Origin of the sequence: Polynucleobacter necessarius, assembly GCF_900095185.1 — a bacterium.
GTDB lineage: Bacteria > Pseudomonadota > Gammaproteobacteria > Burkholderiales > Burkholderiaceae > Polynucleobacter.
Window position 1 is genome coordinate 816031 of sequence record NZ_LT606948.1, and the last position, 22517, is coordinate 838547.

Below are 22517 nucleotides of genomic sequence, written 5' to 3' on the forward strand. Positions count from 1 at the left end.
GTCCAATCACTGTTGATGCTGCTGGAATATTGATTGATTCTGAAGGGCGATATCTTTTAGGGTAAAGATCTGAAGGTAAGCCTTATGGAGGCTACTGCGAAGTGCCTGATGGAAAAGTTGAAAAAGGGGAGGCCGTTTTTCAGGCCCTGCACCGCGAATTACAAGAAGAACTCGGTATTGATCTTCACTCAAGTGAAGAGTTAACGGTTCTAGAGCACGCTTACCCCCATGCATTTGTGCGTCTTTATGTCAGCATCATTCGAGATTGGTCTGGAACTCCAACGGGTTGCGAAGGGCAAGCATTATCTTGGGAGGATATTGCCGCTGAATCACCAAGTGTTGAACCTTTATTGGCCCCGGCTGCCTGGCCAATGCTGGAGCGCCTCAGAAGGGCTTTATCTTAAAGCTGGCAGAGAGTTAATTTGAATGGCACATCGGCATTTACTAGCTGTGCTTTTTTGTCGCGCTCTGACTTTAAGAAGCGAACAGATAACAAATACTTGTTGGCACTAATTTCTGAAAATAAGGTGTCATCTTCAACGGCTATTCGCATGAGTTGATATACCTTACCAGACGGTGCTTGCTGAAAAGATCCGTTGTGCGCAACGACATCTTTAGCTTCACCAGACTGGCGAAGTAGGTGTAAAAATAATTGAGATGCTTCATGCCATGGCAAGAGTGGTCTGATATATTTTTCCAGTAGCTCGCGACGCTCTGACGTGGGGCTACTTTTCCATGCGTGATAGCTTGGTAAATCAATAGGGCTCGTTCCACCTGGAATATTTAGGCGAGTACGAATTGCATTTAGCCACTCGTTTTCAGTAAAGACAGCATTTGGTCTGCCTGCAGACTGATTGATGCTGCTTGCAACAGTATCAATTTCAGAAAGGGTTTGTGAGAGCGCCTCTTGGTCTACTTTTTGCGACGACTTTAATCCGTTTAGCGCATATTTTTGACGTTCAAATTCTTTTAGAAGCAACGACTTGATATCACCGCGAGCACCAATATCTCCAAGATCAAACAAAATGGAAATAGCATTGTGATGTAACTCGGGATCATCCGAGCGAACAAAGTGATTGAAACGGGCGAACAAATACTCTAGTCGAAGCATGCTTCGAACTAATTCATTGAAAGGGTATTCGTAGACAATCACAAGCCCATATTCTATGACGAACTGAGGCGATCTTTGCCAATCTGTAAGAATTTTTGGTGCAACTGGGGTGCTTCTGCCTGCAACTGTTGAAGAGTTCCCTGGTTTTCAATGATGAAATCTGCACTCTTCAGGCGCTCATTTCTGTTGGCTTGGGCTTCTAGAATTTTTTCCACCTCATTTCGGGGTAAATTGCTGCGGTGCATCACCCGCTCAATCTGAGTCTCCTTTAGGCAGTCTACTACAACTAAGTAATCAATCAATTGCCTCCAATTACCCGATTCAATCAATAAGGGAACGGCAAAAACTACATAAGGGACATGCTTTCGAAGCAGTCTCTGGGCTTGTCGGGCAGATTCTATCCGAATCAAGGGGTGAGTGATAGCCTCTAATCGTTTTCTAGCTTCAGGGTTGGCAAACACTAAGTGCCGCATTTTGCTTCTATCTAGAGCCCCAACGGGGTCAAGAAAGTCTGAGCCAAACTGCTTTTTAATCAAGGGTACTGCGACTCCATTGGGAGAGGTAATCTGGTGAGCAATCTGGTCGGTATCGACTACACCCGCCCCAAATTGAGCGAGCATGTCACTGACAGCGGTTTTGCCTGAGCCAACCCCTCCTGTAAGGCCAATGAAAGGGGCGCCCCCCTTTAATGAATCTAAGCTGGGTTGTTGATGGAGGGAGTTTGCAGGATCTGTGGCCATAACAACTCAATGATGCCAGCAATGGCAAGAAATGGTCCAAATGGAAAGACTGAATAATGATTGTGTTTCTTCTGTTGCAACCAAATAAAACCCCCAATTAGCCCTGTTATAGATGCTATAAACAGAATGCTGGGTAATGCAGACCAGCCGAACCATGTACCTAATGCTGCTAATAGTTTGGCGTCACCCATACCGATACCATCCTGTTTTTTAAAAGTTCGATAAAGACAATTGACAGCCCAAAGACTCACGTAGCCCAGAATCATTCCAATAACTGCGTCCTTAAAGGCGGCAAATCCCTGACTGATAAGACCGTTAAACAGTAGTCCAAAGAAAATGAGCGGTAGGGTAATGGCGTCTGGTAATCGGAAAGTGCGCAAATCAATATAAGCCAAATAGATTAACGAGGCTATTAAGAAAATGCTGACCCAATCCAAAAAAGCAATGGTACCCATTAAATAATCTGCCCTAGGTTAAAGATAGGAAGATATAGGATTATGACTAGACTTCCAATGATGAGTCCAACGATGATTATCAATAGGGGCTCCAAGCGTTGACTTAAATGGCTCAGTCGATTGCTTAGTTGGGAACCTAGGATCGAGGATCGTCTTTTTAACATCTCAGCAAGGGCGCCACTCTCAGGGGCGATTCTTAAAAGCTGCAGAGTTTCCAGATTAAAAAGCAGTTGTTTTGAATCGGCCTTATAGATTGCATCCTCCAGTGATGAGCCTCGGGTTAGGTGCTTAAATATTTCTGCACTGAAATCATGACTAAGCTAGTGGTTAGATAAGCCAGTGGTTAGATGATTGGGCGGTGACTTTCAGGGCATCTGGGAGTGGCAATCCAGATTTCAGAAGGTGACCTAATGTCCTGCAGTAAGTAAGAGACGCGAACCTGAGGAGCTGACCAAGGGCTGGTATGGAGCAGCTCAATCGATCGCAGAATCTTTGTAACCTTGAAAACTTGAGCCATAGAAGTGGTAAGCCTGACTCTAAAAGAGTTAAGAGTTGTTCTGGAAAATGCAGTTGATCTTGCTTACTAAGTATTAATGCCATTCCCCAACTTCAGGGTTCAGGGATGCTTGATTGATGAGGCCCGCTTGTATATGAGTCAATCCAGCCTTGTACATGTTGAGTTGAGAAAGCGCTGACCCAAATAGATGATCTCTGCTTAAGACTTCGTGAGCGCCAATACGCCCAAAGTAGCCGCTTCCCTTGCAGCTGGGACCTGTCGATGAATTGTTAGTTTCAAGGCGCTGCTGCGGGCAAGTCCTGCGGATTAAGCGTTGTGAGCTTACACTCAAAAGGTAGGATTCAAGAGATTCATGATCTATCCTTAAATTTTTAAGTCTAGACAGTGCCCCATGAGCGCTGCGCGTATGTAGAGTACTCAAAACCAGATGCCCTGTTTGGGCTGCTTGAATTGCTAGTTGTGCTGTGGGAGCGTCTCGTATTTCTCCGATCATCATGACATCATGGTCTTGTCTAAGAAGGGCAAGAATAATGGTTGGGAAGTCTAGGCCTGCACGCGGGTGATAGGCCACTTGATTGACTCCTGCTAAACAAATTTCAATAGGATCCTCGATAGAGCAAAGATTACGATGTAGTTGATTTAGGTATCTCAGGCAACTATAGAGGGTGCGAGTTTTTCCGCTACCTGTTGGTCCCGTTACAAGAAAAAGACTATGTGGTTGGGCTAGAGCTTTTTAAATAATTTCAAGTTGCTCAGTAAGTAGGCTAAGCTCCTCCAATTGAAGGTCTTCAATGCGGCTAGGCAAAATTCTGATGCCTGCCTTTTCTCCATAAAGGGTTGGAAGTATGGACACGCGACAATCTATATTGGGCTTGGAGAAGTTGTGACCTATTGAGAGGCGTCCATCCTGAGGAAGGCGCTTCTCTGCGATATTTAATCGGGCCAATACCTTGATACGGGTAATCAGACGATCGTGATCTTCAATAGGGGTGCAAGTAGGCTATCTACACGGAAGCGGACTAGCGTGGCTTGAGAGCCTGCCTCGATGTGGATATCGCTCGCTCTGGCATTAAGGGCATGTGTAGCGATTTCATACCAAGTGCGAATAATGAGCGAATCATCTGGTGCAATACTCAATCTTGTGCTTGAACTATTATGGGGCGATAGAGCTTGACCGTTTTTACACCATGCTCATCAAACTGCACTATTTCCATGACAATTCCGGCAATACGAATGCTCACATCGTGAGCTGGGATGGCCTCGAGTTTTTCGAGGATGAGACCATTTAATGTCCGCGGTCCATTGCATGGAAGATTGAGGGTGAGCAATCGATGCAGATCCCGTAAAGATTCGCCACCAGATGGTAAATACATAGCATCTGCAAGCCAGCGTGGATCGGTCGAAAGGTTAGAGAATGAGGTAGTGTATTCATCAATACGCTCTTTGACGATATCTTCAAAAGTTACCAGACCTAGCGCTTCACCATATTCATTTACAACCAACCTCAGGCGTTGTTGGTTGTCTTGAAAAAATTGCATTTGTGGTAATACTGGGGTGCCACTTGGAATAAAGTAAGGTTCATTTAGTAAAGAACGAAAGTCTTGGTGCTTTAAGTCAGCATCACCCAGTAATGACAAGGTCTTTTTAACCGAAAGGATCCGCACGATCCTTTCGGAGTCACCATCGCAGACGGGTAATTTGTTGTGATAGCAGGTTTCTAGTTGTTGAACTACCTCGTCAATCGGTCTTGAGAGGTCGAGCGCCTCAATCTTGGACCTATGGGTCATGACGTCATTTACAGTGATGCTCTCTAGATTAAATAGGTTTAACAGAATGTTGCGGTGATGATTAGAGGCAAATCGGTTTGAAAGGCTACGCAATTTTTCTTTGCTCATAGCTCTGCTATCAGAAGAGGACTGCAGACCCAGTACCCTCATAAGACCCGAAAAAAAGCTCTTAATAAACCAAAGTAATGGTTTCAATACAAATATGCGAGGCAAAATCAACCAACCAACATTGGCGGCAATCTTTTTAGGAAATGCGGCACCTATTACTTTTGGGGTAATTTTGCTAAAGATGATGATGAGTAGCGCAACTATGAGTGTTGCAATTGAGAGTACTAAGCCACTATCACCGAAAATATGTAGCGCGATTCCAGTGACCGGAATTGGTCATATGGTATTGATGAGATTATTAGAAATCAGTAGCACTGATAGCAAGGAATCAATGCGCTTAAGTAGTCTTTCGGCAGTGTTGCCCCAGCGTTACTACCATTTGCCATAGCACGGAGGCGATGGCGATTGGAGGAGAGCATACTGGTTTCAGCCATCGAGAAAAATCCCGATAGTGCGCGTAACAATAGGACTAGAGCAACTTGACGATAAAACGGCTAATCGTCAAAAAAGGCGTCCATACATTCTGCCTAAAAAAAGTAAGGATGAGTCAATATAGCAAAGTGCCATTTGACAAGCTAGGGACAGAGAAGAAAGAGCCGTCCGCTTCCCTGCTTAATTGTGTGAGAATGAATCCTTATGAAGCCATCTGAAAAGCAAATAAGCGCGAATAGTCCTAACTACTATGTTGTTGCAGCGCCTTTTGGCCGACTGGGAATTTTGACTGAGCTAGTGGATGGTAGTTTGATGCTGACAAAAATCGACTACTTACCAGCAGGCGTAGCCTTGATTGCCCCGCAAAATCAACTGGCCAAAGAAGTTGCAAAACAGTGCAGGGCCTATTTTAAGGACCCTAGTTGCCAATTTGATCTACCGATTAAGCCTGCTGGTACGGAGCACCAAAAAAAAGTGTGGGCTAGCATTCAAAATATACCGGTTGGCAAAACCAAAACTTATGGAGAGGTAGCCAAGCAAATTAAGAGTGGGGCGCGGGCAGTCGGGACGGCATGTGGTGCCAATCCCTATCCATTAATTGCTCCCTGTCATCGAGTCGTTTCTGCTCAGGGACTTGGGGGGTTTATGAAAGAAAACTCCCCAGGTTTATATCGCCAAATTAAGATGTGGTTGCTTAGGCATGAAGGGGCAATTTGAAATTGCTTATGTAATTGCTTACTTTGCCAACAGTCTGCTATTGAAATAAAAGAAAGCTTTCATAAGAAGATCACTTGTAACGGCAATGTTTGTGAATGCATAAAACTTCATTACTGTATTTTTAGAGAGCTTCACTTCATTTTTATCATGAAATTCTGTCCGATTAGCAATCCTAGAAAGAGTCATTACTGCCAAGCCAAAGGTTAAAAAGCAAAAACGTCTCATGCCTCGCTCCCGCTTGGGAATTAATAGAATATAGGTCATGGAGTCTTCTAGCTTTTGGTATGCAATATTCAAAAGCTCTGTCTGACTGACGTTGACCGGTTTCCAGGATACTCCGCGCGTCTTATCTTCGGGCGCATCTTTCAAAATATTGGTCATTTGCAAAGCTTGTCCGAAAGCAATGGCTAACTTTTCATGACCGATAAACTTTCTTTCACAGGCACGAGAATGATTACCAAAAATAGTAGTTAGAAGTTCGCCCACGACTCCAGCAACTACATAACAATATTTTTCAAACTCTGCAAGGCCGTTCAGGCCTTCACGATTTTGCTTTGCATGGAAATAAGACATTCCTTCAGACATGATGGAAACACAACGACTTACTGCTTTCTGATCACTCTGTGAGCAAGTATGCAAAATCCGCAAAACGGTAGGTGTGTGAGAAATGAGATCTAGCTCGTCCTGATTGCCGTAATTTTTTAAGGTCTCTAGACAGGCTTGCACAAATATTTCAACAGGTGCTTTTTCTAGAACTGCATTTAAAAAGAGCGCTGAAAGTGATTGTTTAGTCTCTGCGCTGATATCGGCTGCATCTTCAATGGTGTCGATAATGCGGCAGAGAAGGTAGGTGTTGCCCACTACCTTTTCAATATTGGGCGGTAAAAGCGGGATCGTGAGGGCAAAAGTCCGTGATACAGAACTCAGAATGGCTTTTTGGTAAGCCAGATCTGCAGACGGATTTAAATTGGGGGCTTGCATGGATGCTTTCACGGGTCAATTATCTCAGAGCATCATCTTTTATGCGGCACTCCCGATGGGTAATTCTGCTATCTGTCAAAAGTGACAAGGCCATATGATTTCATCAATTTCAGAAGGCGGCTTTAGGCGTGCTCATTTGGTTCGTCATCATTTACTGGGTAATTTCAGTGGGCATTGGCTTGTGGGCTGCCCTACGCGTTAAAAATACCGCTGACTTCGCCGCAGCGGGGCATAGTCAGCCTTTACCGATTGTTACCGCCACAGTTTTTGCTACTTGGTTTGGCTCCGAAACCGTCCTGGGTATTCCTGCCACCTTTTTGAAGGAAGGTTTAGGGGGTGTAGTTTCCGATCGCTTTGGATCCTCTCTTTGTTTGATTTTGGTAGGTCTCTTTTTTGCTCGCCACTTCTATAACCGTCGCATGTTAACGATTGGTGACTTCTTTCGTGAGAAGTATGGTCGTACGGTAGAAGTCTTAGTACCACTCCGTATTGTGGTGTCTTATTTCGGTTGGGTGGCTGCTCAAATTAAAGCACTGGGTCTCGTATTTAATGTTGTATCTGAAGGAAGTATTTCGCACAAACTGGTGGGATGTTGATTGGCGCGGGGAGCGTTTTGATTTACACCTTGTTTGGTGGAATGTGGTCAGTAGCTATTACTGATTATCATCATTGTTGGATTGGGATGCTGTACATTGGCGGTGAAATGACGGCGCAGACTGGTGGCGTTGGTGTGATGATCGAGCATACAGCAGCGGCAGGTCAGTTTGGTAATTTTTGGCCCGATATGAATCTGGCTTCTATCCTGGGTTTTGTGGCAGCTTTATGCACCATGATGCTGGGATCGATACCTCAGCAAGATATATTTCAGCGCTTAACATCATCTAAGAATGTGAATACTGCGGTGCAGGCGGCTTTGCTCGGTGGGGTGCCCTTCTTTCTGCTATCAAGAGCTGTGCCAGTGCTACCTTATTGGCACCCTCAGTTGCTGTCTCATAGGTCCAACGCCAACGGACGTGCCACAAGCAATGATATCGCCAGCTTCAAGTGGCACATTCTGAGAGATCGGGCTTACCAGTTTTGCCGGCGGGCAGATCATATCTGCAATTAGGTAGTTTTGACGCTCTTGATCATTAAGAATGGTTTTGATAGTCAGCTTATTTGGGTCTACATCGGTCGTGATGTAGAGACCAAAGACGCCAAAGGTCTTAAAACTCTTGGCGCGAGTCCACTGAGCATACCCAGGATCACGATTTAAGATTTCGATGGCTGTGACATCATTAATGCAGGTATAACCAACAATTGCTTTAGCCGCCTCTGCTTCATTGACTGCATGACAATGCTTGCCGATTACAATACCCAACTCGCCTTCATCAACGACTTTTCCTGAATAGGATTTGGGGGTGTGAATAACTTGGTTTGCTGCCAAAAAGGAATTGTGTCCTTTTAAAAAGTAAAGCGGCTCAGCAGGAACTGCATGCTCAAGCTTAGTGACCAATGCATGAAAGTTATCAACCATTTTGGACGGGGTGCATGGGATATCAATTGTTACATCAGATAATTTAATGGTCTCGCCAGTTGCCTTAGGTCCGTTAAATAGGCCGCCATCGTAAGTGGCAATTTGATCTCCCTGTACTTGTTTGTCCTAAAGCACTTTTTCCTTGATGTTGAAATTTGAGCCACTGAGCCATAAGGTGATCATATAAGGTTAAATATTTGATATGTAATATCTTACAGGGATAGATTGATGTCAAAGTCTTCTGAGCTTACATTTGCACCAGAACAAGATCAGCCGGCATGCTATGTTGGAGCGCACCCGAAGCTATTATTTAGGCTTAGGATACGAAAATCCCTAAGTATGGGCCCATTTCGTGAACGTCCCCTTTTTTCTCCTCTGAAAAAGCCACTTTCAGAGTCTGAATTGGGAATAATTACGACGGCAGCTCCCTATGATCCGGATAAAGGTCCTCAGGGTCAGGATGCGCCATACAACGCCGCCGCTAAGTTTTATCAACCATACAGTCAATCTGTGGGCGGTAAGAGCGATCTACGAATTGTACATGTTGGCGTTGAACGTAAAAACGCCGATATGAAAGATAGCAAGTATTGGTTTCCTCTGGAAACTGCAGACAGAACGGTTAGCGCTGGCAGAGTAAAAGCGATTTCTTCGAATGTTTATGGTCTACCGACTAATTGGAGGCAGCGACATACATTAGAGACAGATGCCCATCTCGTGTTAGAAATGCTAAAAGCAGATGGTGTGGATGTGGCGGTATTAATTCCAAACTGCCCAATATGTCATCAGAGCCAAAGTTTGTTAGCGCGATATTTGGAGTCAGCGGGTATTTCCACTGTATTGATGGGCGCGGCCAAAGACATCGTGGAATATTGCGGAGTACCCCGTTTCTTATTTAGTGATTTTCCGCTGGGCAATGCCGCTGCAAAACCGAATGACTTAGCATCGCAAGATATTAATCTTGACTTAGCTTTACGGCTGCTCGAATTAGCTCCAATCTGCCGCACTACCCGTTCAATCTCCATTAATTTGGTCTGAGGACCCTTCTTGGAAATTGGATTATTCAAATTTAGCCAAACTATCCAGTGGAGAAATTGCACGCTTACGTGAAGAATCTGAATTGGCACGCATTACTGCACGTGAGCTCCGAGTTAGTAGCCTAGGAGCTTAAGTTTGCCTTGTCAGAGAGTAGGTGCAAAGCTCCTGAAGAGCTTTACTAGCTTGGTTTGCTGGGAAGTCTTTAAGGCAGGAAAGCGCTAGGTCTGCTTCACGTTTAGCGGCTGCTTGTGTGTAATCGAGAGCGCCCGAGCTTTGAACTGCAGAGAGGATTTTGATAAACACATCATCTGGTAAGTCTTGATTTTGTTTAATTGTTGCGCGGACCAATAAGCGCTCTTCATTGCTGCCATTTTCAAGCAAATAAATCAGCGGTAATGTGGGCTTACCTTCGCGTAAATCATCACCAGCATTTTTCCCCATTTGAGCTGCGTTAGCGGTGTAATCTAGTAGATCATCCATTAACTGAAAAGCGGTGCCGATATGACGCCCGAATGCTGCTGCCCGCTCGCGTTGAGTATCTGAAGCGTTGGCGAGAATGGCCCCAAGTTCGGTAGAGGCCTCGAATAGTTTGGCAGTTTTGTAGCGAATCACTTGAAGGTAGCTGGCTTCATCGACTTCCGGATCATTCATATTGAGGAGTTGTAGTACCTCACCTTCAGCAATCGTATTGGTTGCATCTGACAGAATTTGCATGACTCGCAGGTCATTAGGCCTCACCATCATCTGAAAGGCTCGGGAATATAAGAAATCGCCCACTAAGACGCTGGCCGCATTGCCGAATGCGGCATTTGCTGTCTCACGTCCTCTTCTGAGAGTGGATTCGTCGACGACATCATCATGAAGCAGGGTGGCTGTATGAATGAATTCCACGACAGCAGACATTTCCAATGTGTGGGGCGTTTCCTGGCCATTGGCCAAAGCTTTGGCTACAAGCATCAATAGGGCGGGTCTAACCCGTTTGCCACCCGCTTGGATAATATAAGTTGAGATTTGATCGATTAAGGCAACTTTTGAGGTCAAACGCTGACGCATAACCTCGTCTAAGGCCTTGAAATCTAAGGCGATTGGGGCCAGAATTTGGCTTAAGGCATTGATTTTGACAGTGCTCGTCATGCAAGATATAATGATAGGCTTAGCTTATCCAGGCTGGATTAGCTTAAATGTAGATATTAATTGAGGTTTCAAACCATGTACGCGGTCATAAAAACCGGTGGCAAACAGTATAAAGTTGCTGCAGGCGAAAAATTGAAAATAGAACAGATACCAGCGGAAATCGGCAGCGAAATCACTCTTGGCCAAGTCCTCGCCGTTGGCGAGGGCGCTTCACTGAAATTAGGTGATCCATTGGTTAATGGTGCAGCTGTGATGGCCACTGTCGTCTCCCAAGGACGACACGATAAAGTGACAATCTTTAAGATGCGCCGTCGCAAGCATTATCAAAAGCACCAAGGCCATCGTCAAAATTTCACTGAAATTTTGATCAACACGATTAAAGCCTAATTCAGGGTAGGAGAAAGATATGGCACAGAAAAAAGGCGGCGGCTCAACACGAAATGGCCGTGACTCAGAAGCGAAACGCTTAGGCGTTAAGGTGTTTGGCGGCGAGCATATTCATGCTGGCAGCATCATCGTTCGTCAACGAGGCACACGTGTACATCCAGGTGCTAACGTTGGTATTGGCAAAGATCACACTTTGTTTGCTTTGATTGACGGACAAGTGGAATTCGGCGCTAAGGGTGCTTTAAAGAAGGCCCAAGTTTCAGTCTTCCCTCGTGCATAAGGCGCCTGCCTGACTGAGAAACGTTTGATTCAGATTTATTCCGAATTTAACTCTTAGGAACAGGCCTCGCTAAGCGAGGCCTTGTTTATTCATGAAATTTATAGACGAAGCACGTATTGAAGTAATTGCCGGGCAAGGTGGTGCCGGAAGTGCCTCTATGCGCCGTGAAAAGTTCATTGAATTTGGTGGTCCTGATGGTGGCGATGGTGGCAAAGGCGGAAGTGTCTGGGCTATTGCCGATCGCAATATCAACACTTTGATTGATTATCGTTACGCAAAAACACATATTGCAAAAAATGGTGAGCCGGGTCGTGGAGCTGACTGTTACGGACGCGCTGGCGATGATATTGAATTGCGCATGTCGGTTGGCACCATCATTTCTGACTATGAAACAGGTGAGCCTATTGCTGACTTAACTACGCATGGTGAACGTTTGTGTCTAGCGCAAGGTGGTGTTGGTGGTTGGGGCAATATTCACTTTAAGAGTAGTACTAATCGGGCTCCGCGCCAGAAGACTAATGGCAAGCCTGGTGAACGCCGTAAGTTGAAATTGGAACTTAAGGTATTGGCTGACGTAGGTTTATTGGGCATGCCAAATGCTGGCAAATCTACCTTGATCACTGCGGTTTCTAATGCCCGACCAAAGATTGCGGATTACCCATTCACTACTTTGCATCCAAACTTGGGTGTTGTTCGTGTTGGTAATGAGCGTAGCTTTGTGATTGCGGACATACCGGGGTTGATTGAGGGTGCAGCTGAGGGTGCTGGTTTAGGTCATCGTTTTTTGCGCCACTTGCAACGTACAGGTGTCTTGCTGCATTTGGTTGAGATTGCCCCTTTTGATGAGAAAGTAGATCCAGTAGCGGATGCTAATGCCATCGTCAATGAGTTGCGTAAGTATGATGAGGCTTTGGTTGAGAAGCCACGATGGTTGGTGTTCAATAAAGTCGACATGATCCCAGAGGAAGATCGTAAAAAAGTGGTTGCCGACTTTGTTAAAAAGTTTAAGTGGAAGGGGCCTGTTTTTGAGATTTCCGCTTTAACTGGTATGGGCTGCGATAAGCTCTGCTACTCTTTGCAGGATTACTTAGACTCTGTACGTCGTGATCGAGATGATGCTGATGAGCGCGCTCAAGATCCTCGGTATCAAGACGCTGCAGAGGATAAAAAACCAGATTAAATATCGATTTATTTATTGCTATGAGTGTTAAAACCCCCCAACGGATTGTTGTCAAAGTAGGTTCGAGCCTCGTCACGAATAATGGTGAGGGCTTAGACTATGCTGCAATCGCGCTGTGGGCCGAACAAATGGCAGGCCTATTAAAGGCTGGTCATGAGGTATTGATGGTGAGCTCGGGCGCTATTGCCGAAGGTATGAAACGCTTAGGTTGGACCAAGCGCCCTCAAGAGATTCATCAACTGCAAGCAGCAGCTGCAGTTGGGCAAATGGGCTTGGTTCAAGTTTACGAGAGTTGTTTTGCGCGTTTTAATTTACGCAGTGCCCAGATTTTATTAACCAATACCGACTTAGCTGATGCAGAGCGCAATGCTAATGCAAGAGCGACTCTGGACACCTTGCTGAAGATGGGTGTTGTTCCGATTATTAATGAGAATGATACGGTTGTAACGGATGAGATTAAGTTTGGCGATAACGATAGCCTGGCTGCCTTAGTAACGAATTTGATTCATGCGGATTTATTAGCGATATTGACAGATCAAGGTGGCCTTTTTACCTCCGATCCTCGTCAAAACCCAAATGCCACATTGCTGATTGATGCAATAGCAGGTGACCCTGCTTTGGAAAAAATGGCAGGCGGAGCTGCGAGTGAATTGAGTAAGGGAGGTATGTTAACGAAAGTTTTGGCTGCCAAGATTGCAGTGAAAACGGGTGCAGCCACTGTAATTGCCTCTGGACGCGAACCGAATGTCCTTACTCGCTTAATTGCCGGGGAGCGGATTGGGACTTTCCTAGCCCCCACCTCTATTGAGGGTAGTTAGTGAATGATGCTATATGAATGGCTTGGCTTAGTGCCGCCAGTAAATCCATTTGGGTTGCGTGATTGCAGAATTGTTTTGATATTTTTTTCTTGTAAATTGAAATTGCAAAAAGCACCCTGCGCTAGAGCGGCTTGATAGCGATTGGGGATATTGCTTTGTATTGTTTTCCAGCTGGATAATGGATTCTCCCTCCAAGGACTATTGTCAAAGATGCCATCAAGGCGCCATTGAAATGAATCACAGCGAATACCTTCATATTGCGCTTGCGTGCGCGCTTCCGCTTGGATTTGTCATCACCACAATATAGCGCGCGTAACGCCATCTGCGCCGATCTGTATAGAGTCCGTCTCTACCGCAATAGAGAGACTGTATCTACCGCAAATTTGAAAATAGTATGCTGGGAAATATAAAAAGGCACTAAGGTAGCTTGGTTGGGTGGGTTGAGGGGCATAGTGGTTGTGCCCTCCTTGAATATCATTGGCGTAAAAGGATCTAGTCCGCTTTGCAGGAGATCGCCTGTGCATACAGCTAATCCTGCGCCCATGATGGCGGCGCCAATGTAGGAGTAAGTCCGCTGGAATGAATTAGTCATTGAGATTTGACTTTTGGGTTTTCTTCTTTAGAGCGCTCTTGAGAGTTGCCGTAAAAAGATTGAATGAGATTAAGAGGTGTTCCCCAGGCAAGTTGTTGCCTCCTGATGCCTCGAGCAAGATAGCGCGCTAACTCTGATAGCGCCAATTGATAAACTTCACGCTTGAAGCCAATTACTGAATCTAATGGAATCCAAAATGGGACCCAACGCCAAGCATCAAATTCGGGATGTTCTGAAGCGCGTAATTGGATATCGCTGTCTAACCCAGCCAGACGAAGCAGAAACCATATTTGCTTTTGTCCACGATAAGCTGCCCGATGTACACGAGTAGAGTTTTGGCGGCGCAAGTATTCCTCAGGGACATCGTAGCGAAGCCAATCCCTAGTGCGTCCAATAATTTGGACATGCTCCGGCAGTAAGCCAACCTCCTCTTGCAATTCGCGGTACATAGCCTGTTCAGGGCTCTCACCATGCTGAATCCCACCCTGTGGGAACTGCCACGAATGCTGCCCAACGCGTTTTCCCCAGAAAATCTCGTTACGGCTGTTAAGGAGGACAATGCCGACATTCGGGCGATACCCCTCACGGTCAAGCATGATCGTGCCTCAAATCCTTTAAAATCAACGATTTGATTATATCCATACATGAAAGCCTCACAATCATTTCTCGCTACGCTAAAAGAAACTCCCTCCGATGCTGAGGTGGTTTCGCACAAACTGATGGTGCGTGCAGGACTCATTCGCAAACTTAGTGCGGGCGTCTACAACTACCTACCTCTCGGTTTAAAGGTCATCCGTAAGGTGGAAAACATTATTCGCGAAGAGATGAACCGTGCTGGCGCGATTGAGTTATTGATGCCGATGATTCAGCCTGCTGAATTGTGGCAAGAGACTGGGCGTTGGGAAAAGATGGGTCCAGAGTTACTTCGCATCAAGGATCGTCATGATCGCGATTTTTTAATTCAGCCGACTTCTGAAGAAGTCATTACTGATTTAGTGCGCAATGAACTTAAGAGCTACAAACAGTTGCCCGTCAATTTTTATCAAATTCAGACGAAGTTCCGTGACGAGCGTCGCCCTCGTTTTGGCATCATGCGTGGTCGTGAATTTAGTATGAAAGATGCGTACTCATTTGATCGTGATGCCGAGGGACTTAAGAAGTCTTATCAAATTATGCTTGATGCCTATACACGGATCTTCAAGCGTATGGGGTTAAAGTTTCGTGCCGTGACTGCAGATAATGGCGCTATTGGCGGCTCTGGTAGCCAAGAGTTTCATGTGATTGCAGATACTGGAGAAGATGCAATTGTGTATTGCCCCAATTCTGATTATGCCGCCAATTTAGAGGCCGCTGAATCTTTAGCACTGAATGCATCTCGTGCCACAGCCTCTTGTGCAATGACCAAGGTGCCAACACCAGAGAAAACAAACTGTGCAGATGTTGCTCAGTTCTTGAATATTCCTCTTCAATCAACGGTGAAATCGCTATTGTTTGCAGTTGATCAAGAAAATGGGCCAGCAAAACTCTTTATGTTATTGGTTCGCGGAGATCATGAGCTTAATGAAGTGAAAGCAGGTAAGATTCCTGGAATGGCGGAGTCCCGTTTTGCTACCGAAGCAGAAATCAAGCAAGCTTGTAATGCAATAGCTGGTTATTTGGGACCAGTTGGTATAAGTGCTGATGTAACTGTTGTTGCTGATCGTACCGTAGCCAATATGGCTGATTTTGTTTGCGGTGCAAATGATGCAGATCATCATTTGACTGGGGTGAATTGGGGTCGAGATTTGCCTGAGCCATTGGTAATGGATATCCGAAATGCAGTGATTGGTGACCCTTCGCCTGACGGAAAAGGTGTTGTGGATATTTGTCGTGGAATAGAAGTGGGTCACGTGTTCCAATTAGGAACACGCTACTCAGAGGCAATGTGTTGCACTTATTTGGATCAACAGGGGAAAGCCCAGCTAATGGTAATGGGCTGTTACGGTGTTGGCGTGACGCGTTTACTTGGCGCAGCAATTGAGCAAGGGCATGATGAGAAAGGCATTATTTGGCCAATTTCCATGGCGCCTTTTGAGGTCGTGATTTGCCCAATGGGTTATGACAAGTCAGAGGCTGTCAGAGCTGCATGCGATCAATTGCATGAAGAGTTATTGAATGCGGGTATTGACGTCATTTTAGATGATCGTAATGAACGTCCAGGAGCGATGTTTGCTGATTGGGAATTAGTCGGAGCACCATTCCGGGTGGTGATTGGCGATCGTGGTTTGGCAGATTCTCAAGTCGAATTTAAGGGTCGCACTGATGCTGACGCTCAAAATATTCCGTTGGCGCAAATCAAAGAGAAAGTGATTTCTGCGATTCAAGCAGCAAAGAACTTGGTGGGCTAATTATTTTTTCAAGAGGCCGCCTAGACCTTTAGCGGCTCCTTTTGCAGCCATACTTGCCATGGTGCGAGCCATTTTGCCGCCCTTAAATTGCTTCATCATCGTTTGCATTTGCTCAAATTGAGCTAGCAGACGATTGACTTCTTGCACTTCTACGCCTGAACCTGCAGCAATACGACGTTTGCGACTGGCCTTTAACAATTCAGGCTTTCTTCGTTCCTGAGGTGTCATGCTGTCAATAATGCCGCGCATTCGGATGGTCTGTTGATCGGCATTGCTGAGATTGGTTTTAGAGGCTGCTTGCCCCATTTGGCTTGGTAGCCTATCCATTAAGCTGGCCATGCCACCCATCTTTTGCATCTGCATGAGCTGATCGCGAAAGTCCTCCAGATCAAACCCGCCCTTAGAAATCTTCGTCGCTAACTTTTCTGCTTTAGCGACGTCAACGTGTTGTTGGGCTTGTTCAATCAAAGCCAGAATATCGCCCATACCCAAGATACGATTGGCCATGCGTTCAGCATCAAAGGCTTCAAGACCATCCATTTTTTCGGCAACGCCGATAAATTTGAGTGGCACACCAGTCACTTGACGAACAGAAAGCGCAGCACCGCCACGAGAGTCTCCATCAAGTTTGGTCAGAATGACGCCTGTGAGTGGTAGAGCCTCATGGAAAGCCTTCGCTGTGTTGACGGCATCTTGACCCAGCATGGCGTCGACAACAAATAAGGTCTCGATTGGGTTTAGGCTAGCATGCAAGGTTTTAATTTCTTGCATCAGCGCTTCATCGATACCAAGGCGACCTGCCGTATCGACTAAGACAACATCAAAATAATGGCGTTTTGCCCAATCTAAAGCCGCAAGTGCAATGTCATTGGGCTTTTGATGAACATTGCTTGGGAAAAATTCAGCAGCAACCTGCTTGGTAACCGTTTCTAATTGCTCAATAGCTGCAGGACGATAGACGTCACAAGAAACTGTTAGTACCTTCTTTTTCTTCTTTTCTTGAAGCCATTTGGCCAGCTTACCAACAGATGTGGTTTTACCAGCACCCTGTAAACCAGCCATCAAGATTACTGCTGGGGGCTGCGTGGCTAAATTGAGCTCGCCACTTTGATTGGTATCACCGCGCATTACTTGAGCGAGTTCCCCTTGGACTACACCTACCAGCGCTTGGCCAGGGCTCAGACTTCCAACCACTTCCTCACCAAGGGCTTTAAATTTAATTTGCTTGAGTAAAGACTTCACCACTGGAAGCGCTACGTCAGCCTCCAACAAGGCCAGACGGATTTCTCGCAGCATTTCTGCGGTGTTCGCCTCAGTAAGGCGGGCTTGGCCACGCATCGTTTTCACAACGCGAGATAGGCGGTCGGTGAGGTTTTTTAGCATTTATCGATTAAAATTTCCAGATGGATATTTTAGGTTACCTCAGTTACGGATGGCTTCCTTCCGTACTTTATTTAGTTCTTTTGCTAGTCTTAAGCATAAAAACCAAGGCTGGCGTGGAGTCTGGCCTGTCGTCTTCTCTGGTACAGGCGGCGATTTTTGTCATCCTGGTGATCCAGGGGATGCAACTTCATGATTCTGTTTTCACTTCAGAGGGTTTTGTTTTTGATTTTGCTCAAGATTTATCCCTAATAGCCTGGGTTGGGTTGGCATTTTATTGGTTTCAGTCATGGTTTTTGCCAATCTCCAGTTTGCGCTGGATGGCTGTGATGTTCGCAATGGTTTGCGCATTTCTTCCTAGTCTTTTTCCAGGAGTTTTAATTTCTCCTAAAGCCGTTGCAGATCCTTGGTTTAAGGGGCACTTTTTTGTAGCAACAGTGGCGGTTGGATTGCTGAGTTTGGCGGCCATGCATGCCATGTTGATGAGTGTTCAAGATCGCGCTTTACACCGACAGCTGGCTATTATTCCCAACAGCCGTTTTGTGCATTGGCTGGAAGAGCTTCCGCCTTTGATGACAATGGAACGTATCCTGTTTAACTTGTTATACGTTGGCTTTGCATTGCTTAGTTTGACAGTCTTCTCGGGTTTACTTTTTTCCCAAACGTTGTTTGGGAAGCCTCTCGTGTTTGATCACAAAACTATTTTTGCTGTGATCTCGTGGTTTTTGTTTGCAGGATTGCTTTTGGCTCGTTGGCAGGTAGGTTTACGTGGTAGAGCCGCAATTCGCTGGGTCCTAAGTGCTTATACCGCCTTATTGTTGGCTTATGTCGGTAGTCGTTTTGTCGTTGAAGTGATTCTTCAGAGATCTTCATAATTGCTGAAGTGGTTTTTACTATTCCTCGGTATAGGTTGTGTTTACTTCTGGGTGAAGAAGCAAAAGCAGGCCAAACTCAGGTCAGAGGAATCGAAAGTATCGAATGATAATAAGGCCAAGCGGGTTGGCGAGCCGGAAGCAATGGTGCAATGTCAAGCCTGTAAAGTGTATTTGCCTCAATCAAATGCACTTAGTCATGAAAGGCGTTTTTATTGTTCAAAAAAACATCGCGATACCTTGGATTCTGAGGGGTGGATTGGCAATGCTTTTTGGCGTGTATCTCCAAATCAAGACCTCAGACCAGAAAACACCCAGCCTGATTTGGTTGTTATTCATCACATCAGTCTTCCACCAAGCGAGTTCCGTAATCGCAACTTTAGTCATTGCATAGTAGATCTTTTTCACAATAAGCTGGACCCAAATGCACATCCGTACTTTGCGGAGATTGCCGATCAAAAGGTATCAAGTCATTTTCTGATAAATCGATCTGGTGAGTTGTTCCAGTTTGTGTCAACCCATAACAAGGCCTGGCATGCGGGTGTTTCATCATTTCTTGGTAGAGAAATGTGCAATGACTTTTCTATTGGAATTGAGTTAGAAGGTGATGGTGATGCGCCATTTGAGGATGTTCAATACCAAGCGTTAGTACAACTTATTCAAAAATTAGAGAGCGACTATCCTCATCTGCAATTCGCAGGGCATAGCGATATTGCACCCGATCGCAAAACTGATCCCGGAATTTATTTTGATTGGGAAAAGTTCCGAAAAGATACGCAAATTTCGACAGAAAAAATGCCTTTTGGCCTAGAGCCTCGATAAGTTTTATTGTATGTAAGCGTACGCTTACTTTTTTAGCCTTTATATAAAAAGGGCAAAAAAACTCCGCACCAAAATGACCCCAGAGTTAGTCGAAAAATTAGTAAAAATACTAATAAGTATTTGTTAGAAAAAGCTTACCAAATATCAAATATTTCCATATACTTAGTGCCTAATGCACTTCAAAACACTAGATGTAGTGTTTTGAATCTAGCAATACCTTATTGTTTTTTAACGATATTTTGTCCGAATCACTATATATGAACGCAGGAGCAACATGACATACGCCAACCCACAGACAGCCGGCCAACCAGCTGGAACAAATAATCCTGGAATGAGCTCTGTTGGTGCTGTAAGTCAGACCCCTTCTGCCGGCTTTGTGGCTGGTGGCGTTGGGGGTACTCAGGCAACTCAATTGTCTGATTACAAAATCATTCGCCGCAATGGATCAGTTGTTGCTTTTGAGCCATCTAAAATTGCGATCGCAGTAACTAAAGCATTTTTGGCCGTCAATGGTGGGCAGGGTGCCGCATCTGTACGTGTTCGTGAGCAAGTTGAGCAGTTAACGCACTCAGTTGTGCGAGCATTACTCCGTAGCCGACCAAACGGCGGAACTTTTCACATTGAGGATATCCAGGACCAAGTTGAGTTGGCCTTGATGCGGAGCGGTGAGCATAACGTTGCCCGCGCCTATGTTCTTTATCGTGAGAAGCGCAATCAAGAACGTGCTGTTCAGCAAGAAGTTTCACAAGAGTCTCAAGCAGCCAACCAAGCTGGTGAGACTGACATCAAGGTAACCGATAACGGTGTTGAAAAATGGCTTGATATGGCCGCTTTGCGTACAGTCATTGAAGCTGCTTGCGAAGGTTTAGGCACCCGCATCGACACCACTCCAATCATCACGGAGATGATTAAGAATTTGTACGATGGCGTACCAATGGCGCAAGTCTACGACGCTGCCATCTTGGCTTCCCGTACCTTGATTGAACAAGATCCCGCATACAGTCAAGTGACAGCACGTATTTTGATGCATGTAATTCGTAAAGAAATTCTTGGTAAAGAAGTGTTGCAGGGTGATATGCAAGCTGAGTACAGCACCTATTTTGCTAAGTACATCAACGAAGGTATTTCTGCAGAATTGCTAGATCCACGTATGCGTGAATTCGATTTGCCGCGCTTGGCCGGCGCTTTGAACGCTAGCCGTGATCTACAATTTAACTACCTCGGCTTGCAGACTTTATATGACCGTTATTTCTTGCATATTGAAGAACGTCGCATTGAAATGCCACAAGCTTTCTTTATGCGCGTAGCAATGGGCTTGGCACTAAATGAGTTGGATCGTGAGCGTCGTGCAATCGAGTTTTATGAAATCCTCTCCACTTTTGATTTCATGTCCAGTACTCCAACCTTATTTAACTCAGCAACCACACGTCCACAGCTCTCTAGCTGCTACTTAACGACTGTGGATGATGACTTAGATGGTATTTACGAAGTGCTTAAAGCAAATGCTTTGTTATCTAAATTTGCTGGTGGCTTGGGTAATGACTGGACTAATGTGCGTGCATTAGGAAGTCACATTAAGGGCACTAACGGCAAATCACAGGGTGTTGTTCCATTCCTCAAGGTGGTAAACGACACAGCTGTTGCTGTGAATCAAGGTGGTAAGCGTAAGGGCGCTGTTTGTGCCTATTTGGAAACATGGCACTTAGACATTGAAGAATTCTTGGAGTTGCGTAAAAACACTGGTGACGATCGTCGCCGTACCCACGATATGAACACTTCTAACTGGATTCCTGACTTGTTCATGAAGCGAGTCATGGAAAACGGAGATTGGACATTATTTTCCCCATCAAATACTCCAGATTTGCATGACAAATACGGTAAGGCGTTTGAAGAGGCCTATGTTGCATATGAGCAAAAGGCAGATCGCGGCGAATTGAAGTCATTCCGTCGCATTCCAGCGCAGCAACTATGGCGCAAGATGCTTGGTATGCTGTTTGAAACTGGTCATCCATGGATCACTTTCAAAGATCCATGCAATATTCGTAGCCCGCAGCAGCATATTGGCGTAATTCACTCATCTAATCTTTGTACTGAGATTACTCTCAATACACATGAGAGTGAGATTGCAGTTTGTAACCTAGGTTCCGTGAACTTGACGGCTCACATGACTACCGACGCTAATGGCAAGATGATTTTGGATCACGAGAAGCTCCAAAAAACAGTGCGTACGGCAATGCGTATGTTGGATAACGTGATTGACATCAACTACTACGCAGTAGCTAAAGCGCGTAATTCCAATTTGAAGCATCGTCCAGTTGGAATGGGCATCATGGGCTTCCAGGATTGTTTGCATATGCAACGCATTCCTTACGCTAGCGAAGATGCTGTAAAGTTTGCTGACTCTTCTATGGAAGCGGTTTGCTACTACGCGTATCAGGCTTCCAATGAGTTGGCAGAGGAGCGCGGCGTTTACAGCACCTATAAAGGTTCTTTATGGGATCGTAGCATCCTGCCACAGGATTCAGTGGCAATGTTGGCGGCTGAACGTGGCGGCTATGTAGAAGTAGATAGCTCATCCACGATGGATTGGAGTGGTTTGCGTGCACGTATTAAGCAGCACGGTATGCGCAACTCTAATTGTGTGGCAATTGCACCAACAGCAACGATTTCAAACATCATAGGTGTTTCAGCTTGTATTGAGCCTACATTCCAAAATTTATTTGTGAAATCTAACCTTTCTGGCGAATTCACCGTAGTAAACGAGTATTTAGTTCGTGATTTGAAGGATCGCGATCTCTGGGATGAGGTGATGATTGCTGACTTGAAATACTTTGACGGCACCTTGTCTAAGATCGACCGCATTCCACAAGATTTGCGTGATCTATATGCCACAGCCTTCGAGGTTGAGCCGAGCTGGTTAGTAGAGGCAGCTTCCCGTCGACAAAAATGGATTGATCAAGCCCAGTCACTCAATATTTATATGGCTGGTGCCTCTGGTAAGAAGCTGGATGACACTTATAAATTGGCATGGTTGCGCGGTTTGAAAACAACTTACTATCTCCGCACTATGGCTGCAACCCACGTTGAGAAATCAACCGTTACTAGTGACCAGCTGAATTCTGTTTCCAGCGGTGGTGGCGTTAACGGCACCGATGTTGCTGCATCAAGCGCTGCTGGAGGCGTTGAAGCAGCGGATGGCCCGGTTTGTACAATGCGCCCCGGTGATGCTGTGTTCGAAGAATGTGAAGCATGCCAATAAGCTAGTT

Annotated in this window: 21 protein-coding genes and 4 pseudogenes; 13 read left to right on the forward strand and 12 right to left on the reverse strand. The window is 45.5% G+C overall.

Annotation, left to right across the window (positions count from 1 at the left end):
* Positions 1-80 precede the first annotated feature (80 nt).
* Positions 81-404: pseudogene (locus tag DXE31_RS04715) on the forward strand (NUDIX domain-containing protein); the annotation flags it as partial.
* On the opposite strand, the gene zapD reads toward DXE31_RS04715, so the two are convergent.
* From zapD to DXE31_RS04745, 6 genes and pseudogenes are all read right to left on the reverse strand, one after another.
* Positions 401-1153, reverse strand: a complete 753-nt coding sequence (gene zapD / locus DXE31_RS04720) for a cell division protein ZapD (protein WP_114697992.1) — start codon at positions 1151-1153, stop codon at positions 401-403. The pseudogene DXE31_RS04715 and the gene zapD overlap by 4 nt on opposite strands.
* Positions 1154-1164: 11 nt before the next feature.
* The gene (gene coaE, locus DXE31_RS04725) at positions 1165-1851 is read right to left on the reverse strand and encodes a dephospho-CoA kinase (protein ID WP_114697993.1); all 687 of its coding nucleotides are present in this window, start codon (positions 1849-1851) and stop codon (positions 1165-1167) included.
* The gene (locus DXE31_RS04730) at positions 1806-2306 is read right to left on the reverse strand and encodes a prepilin peptidase (RefSeq protein ID WP_114697994.1); all 501 of its coding nucleotides are present in this window, start codon (positions 2304-2306) and stop codon (positions 1806-1808) included. Before DXE31_RS04730 ends, coaE begins: the two co-directional genes overlap by 46 nt.
* A complete protein-coding gene (locus tag DXE31_RS11185) occupies positions 2306-2602 on the reverse strand; it encodes a type II secretion system F family protein (RefSeq protein WP_331852032.1) in 297 nt (98 codons plus the stop codon). The genes DXE31_RS04730 and DXE31_RS11185 overlap by 1 nt, the downstream gene beginning before the upstream one ends.
* Positions 2603-2896: 294 nt before the next feature.
* Positions 2897-3960 (reverse strand): annotated as a pseudogene (locus tag DXE31_RS10260) (GspE/PulE family protein).
* Positions 3957-4922: a CNNM domain-containing protein gene (locus tag DXE31_RS04745; RefSeq protein WP_331852033.1), complete on the reverse strand. Its 966-nt coding sequence runs from the start codon at positions 4920-4922 to the stop codon at positions 3957-3959. Before DXE31_RS04745 ends, DXE31_RS10260 begins: the two are co-directional and overlap by 4 nt.
* Between DXE31_RS04745 and DXE31_RS12390 the strand changes: the two genes are divergently transcribed.
* Both DXE31_RS12390 and DXE31_RS04750 read left to right on the forward strand, forming a co-directional pair.
* A complete protein-coding gene (locus DXE31_RS12390) occupies positions 4813-5106 on the forward strand; it encodes a hypothetical protein (protein ID WP_331852042.1) in 294 nt (97 codons plus the stop codon). The two genes, DXE31_RS04745 and DXE31_RS12390, sit on opposite strands and share 110 nt — an antisense overlap.
* A 248-nt stretch (positions 5107-5354) precedes the next feature.
* Positions 5355-5867: a methylated-DNA--[protein]-cysteine S-methyltransferase gene (locus tag DXE31_RS04750; RefSeq protein ID WP_114697995.1), complete on the forward strand. Its 513-nt coding sequence runs from the start codon at positions 5355-5357 to the stop codon at positions 5865-5867.
* 18 nt (positions 5868-5885) lie between these two features.
* On the opposite strand, the gene DXE31_RS04755 is transcribed toward DXE31_RS04750, so the two are convergent.
* Positions 5886-6848 carry a squalene/phytoene synthase family protein gene (locus DXE31_RS04755; protein ID WP_114697996.1) on the reverse strand — a complete coding sequence of 321 codons (963 nt, stop codon included), beginning with the start codon at positions 6846-6848 and terminating at the stop codon, positions 5886-5888.
* Between the two features lie 128 nt (positions 6849-6976).
* On the opposite strand from DXE31_RS04755, the pseudogene DXE31_RS04760 reads away from it, so the two are divergent.
* Positions 6977-7818: pseudogene (locus DXE31_RS04760) on the forward strand (sodium:solute symporter family transporter); the annotation flags it as partial.
* Here the strand turns inward: DXE31_RS04760 and DXE31_RS04765 are convergent.
* Positions 7810-8466 (reverse strand): fumarylacetoacetate hydrolase family protein, encoded by a 657-nt coding sequence (locus tag DXE31_RS04765; RefSeq protein ID WP_197712245.1) that lies wholly within the window; start codon positions 8464-8466, stop codon positions 7810-7812. The pseudogene DXE31_RS04760 and the gene DXE31_RS04765 overlap by 9 nt on opposite strands.
* 237 nt (positions 8467-8703) lie before the next feature.
* Between DXE31_RS04765 and DXE31_RS04770 the strand changes: the two genes are divergently transcribed.
* Positions 8704-9399, forward strand: a complete 696-nt coding sequence (locus tag DXE31_RS04770) for a hypothetical protein (protein ID WP_197712145.1) — start codon at positions 8704-8706, stop codon at positions 9397-9399.
* 129 nt (positions 9400-9528) lie between these two features.
* Here the strand turns inward: DXE31_RS04770 and DXE31_RS04775 are convergent, their stop codons facing one another.
* Positions 9529-10533 (reverse strand): polyprenyl synthetase family protein, encoded by a 1005-nt coding sequence (locus tag DXE31_RS04775; protein WP_114697997.1) that lies wholly within the window; start codon positions 10531-10533, stop codon positions 9529-9531.
* A 75-nt stretch (positions 10534-10608) separates the two neighbouring features.
* Between DXE31_RS04775 and rplU the strand changes: the two genes are divergently transcribed.
* The 4 genes and pseudogenes from rplU to proB form a co-directional block, all read left to right on the forward strand.
* On the forward strand, positions 10609-10920 hold the full coding sequence (gene rplU / locus DXE31_RS04780; RefSeq protein WP_114697998.1) for a 50S ribosomal protein L21: 312 nt from the start codon (positions 10609-10611) through the stop codon (positions 10918-10920).
* Positions 10921-10939: 19 nt separating this feature from the next.
* The gene (rpmA, locus tag DXE31_RS04785; RefSeq protein WP_114697999.1) at positions 10940-11200 is read left to right on the forward strand and encodes a 50S ribosomal protein L27; all 261 of its coding nucleotides are present in this window, start codon (positions 10940-10942) and stop codon (positions 11198-11200) included.
* A gap of 91 nt (positions 11201-11291) precedes the next feature.
* Entirely contained in the window at positions 11292-12380 is a 1089-nt protein-coding gene (gene cgtA / locus DXE31_RS04790; protein WP_114698000.1) for an Obg family GTPase CgtA, read from the forward strand.
* A gap of 20 nt (positions 12381-12400) precedes the next feature.
* Positions 12401-13180, forward strand: a pseudogene (gene proB / locus DXE31_RS04795) (glutamate 5-kinase); the annotation flags it as partial.
* A gap of 14 nt (positions 13181-13194) precedes the next feature.
* Here the strand turns inward: proB and DXE31_RS12825 are convergent.
* Positions 13195-13485: a CNP1-like family protein gene (locus DXE31_RS12825; protein ID WP_114698654.1), complete on the reverse strand. Its 291-nt coding sequence runs from the start codon at positions 13483-13485 to the stop codon at positions 13195-13197.
* Positions 13486-13786: 301 nt separating this feature from the next.
* Positions 13787-14386: an RNA pyrophosphohydrolase gene (locus DXE31_RS04810; protein WP_114698003.1), complete on the reverse strand. Its 600-nt coding sequence runs from the start codon at positions 14384-14386 to the stop codon at positions 13787-13789.
* A 48-nt stretch (positions 14387-14434) separates the two neighbouring features.
* Between DXE31_RS04810 and DXE31_RS04815 the strand changes: the two genes are divergently transcribed.
* Positions 14435-16177, forward strand: coding sequence for a proline--tRNA ligase (locus DXE31_RS04815; RefSeq protein ID WP_114698004.1), 1743 nt, complete (start codon positions 14435-14437; stop codon positions 16175-16177).
* Here DXE31_RS04815 and ffh read toward each other — a convergent pair whose 3' ends face one another.
* A complete protein-coding gene (gene ffh / locus DXE31_RS04820) occupies positions 16178-17560 on the reverse strand; it encodes a signal recognition particle protein (RefSeq protein ID WP_114698005.1) in 1383 nt (460 codons plus the stop codon). It lies immediately after the preceding gene.
* A gap of 20 nt (positions 17561-17580) precedes the next feature.
* On the opposite strand from ffh, the gene DXE31_RS04825 reads away from it, so the two are divergent.
* From DXE31_RS04825 to DXE31_RS04835, 3 genes are all read left to right on the forward strand, one after another.
* Entirely contained in the window at positions 17581-18432 is an 852-nt protein-coding gene (locus DXE31_RS04825) for a cytochrome C assembly family protein (protein ID WP_114698006.1), read from the forward strand.
* On the forward strand, positions 18433-19251 hold the full coding sequence (gene ampD / locus DXE31_RS04830; RefSeq protein ID WP_269460585.1) for a 1,6-anhydro-N-acetylmuramyl-L-alanine amidase AmpD: 819 nt from the start codon (positions 18433-18435) through the stop codon (positions 19249-19251).
* 274 nt (positions 19252-19525) lie between these two features.
* The gene (locus DXE31_RS04835; protein WP_114698007.1) at positions 19526-22510 is read left to right on the forward strand and encodes a ribonucleoside-diphosphate reductase subunit alpha; all 2985 of its coding nucleotides are present in this window, start codon (positions 19526-19528) and stop codon (positions 22508-22510) included.
* Positions 22511-22517: the final 7 nt, after the last annotated feature.

What these genes read in the sequence shown, in the direction of transcription:
- DXE31_RS04730 (WP_114697994.1), bottom strand. Translation starts at nt 2,306, where the DNA reads ATGGGTACCATTGCTTTTTTGGATTGGGTCAGCATTTTCTTAATAGCC.
- rpmA (WP_114697999.1), top strand. Translation starts at nt 10,940, where the DNA reads ATGGCACAGAAAAAAGGCGGCGGCTCAACACGAAATGGCCGTGACTCA.
- DXE31_RS04750 (WP_114697995.1), top strand. Translation starts at nt 5,355, where the DNA reads ATGAAGCCATCTGAAAAGCAAATAAGCGCGAATAGTCCTAACTACTAT.
- rplU (WP_114697998.1), top strand. Translation starts at nt 10,609, where the DNA reads ATGTACGCGGTCATAAAAACCGGTGGCAAACAGTATAAAGTTGCTGCA.
- cgtA (WP_114698000.1), top strand. Translation starts at nt 11,292, where the DNA reads ATGAAATTTATAGACGAAGCACGTATTGAAGTAATTGCCGGGCAAGGT.
- DXE31_RS04810 (WP_114698003.1), bottom strand. Translation starts at nt 14,386, where the DNA reads ATGCTTGACCGTGAGGGGTATCGCCCGAATGTCGGCATTGTCCTCCTT.
- coaE (WP_114697993.1), bottom strand. Translation starts at nt 1,851, where the DNA reads ATGGCCACAGATCCTGCAAACTCCCTCCATCAACAACCCAGCTTAGAT.
- DXE31_RS04770 (WP_197712145.1), top strand. Translation starts at nt 8,704, where the DNA reads ATGGGCCCATTTCGTGAACGTCCCCTTTTTTCTCCTCTGAAAAAGCCA.
- DXE31_RS04755 (WP_114697996.1), bottom strand. Translation starts at nt 6,848, where the DNA reads ATGCAAGCCCCCAATTTAAATCCGTCTGCAGATCTGGCTTACCAAAAA.
- DXE31_RS04835 (WP_114698007.1), top strand. Translation starts at nt 19,526, where the DNA reads ATGACATACGCCAACCCACAGACAGCCGGCCAACCAGCTGGAACAAAT.
- DXE31_RS04825 (WP_114698006.1), top strand. Translation starts at nt 17,581, where the DNA reads ATGGATATTTTAGGTTACCTCAGTTACGGATGGCTTCCTTCCGTACTT.
- ffh (WP_114698005.1), bottom strand. Translation starts at nt 17,560, where the DNA reads ATGCTAAAAAACCTCACCGACCGCCTATCTCGCGTTGTGAAAACGATG.
- DXE31_RS04815 (WP_114698004.1), top strand. Translation starts at nt 14,435, where the DNA reads ATGAAAGCCTCACAATCATTTCTCGCTACGCTAAAAGAAACTCCCTCC.
- DXE31_RS04775 (WP_114697997.1), bottom strand. Translation starts at nt 10,533, where the DNA reads ATGACGAGCACTGTCAAAATCAATGCCTTAAGCCAAATTCTGGCCCCA.
- DXE31_RS12390 (WP_331852042.1), top strand. Translation starts at nt 4,813, where the DNA reads ATGCGAGGCAAAATCAACCAACCAACATTGGCGGCAATCTTTTTAGGA.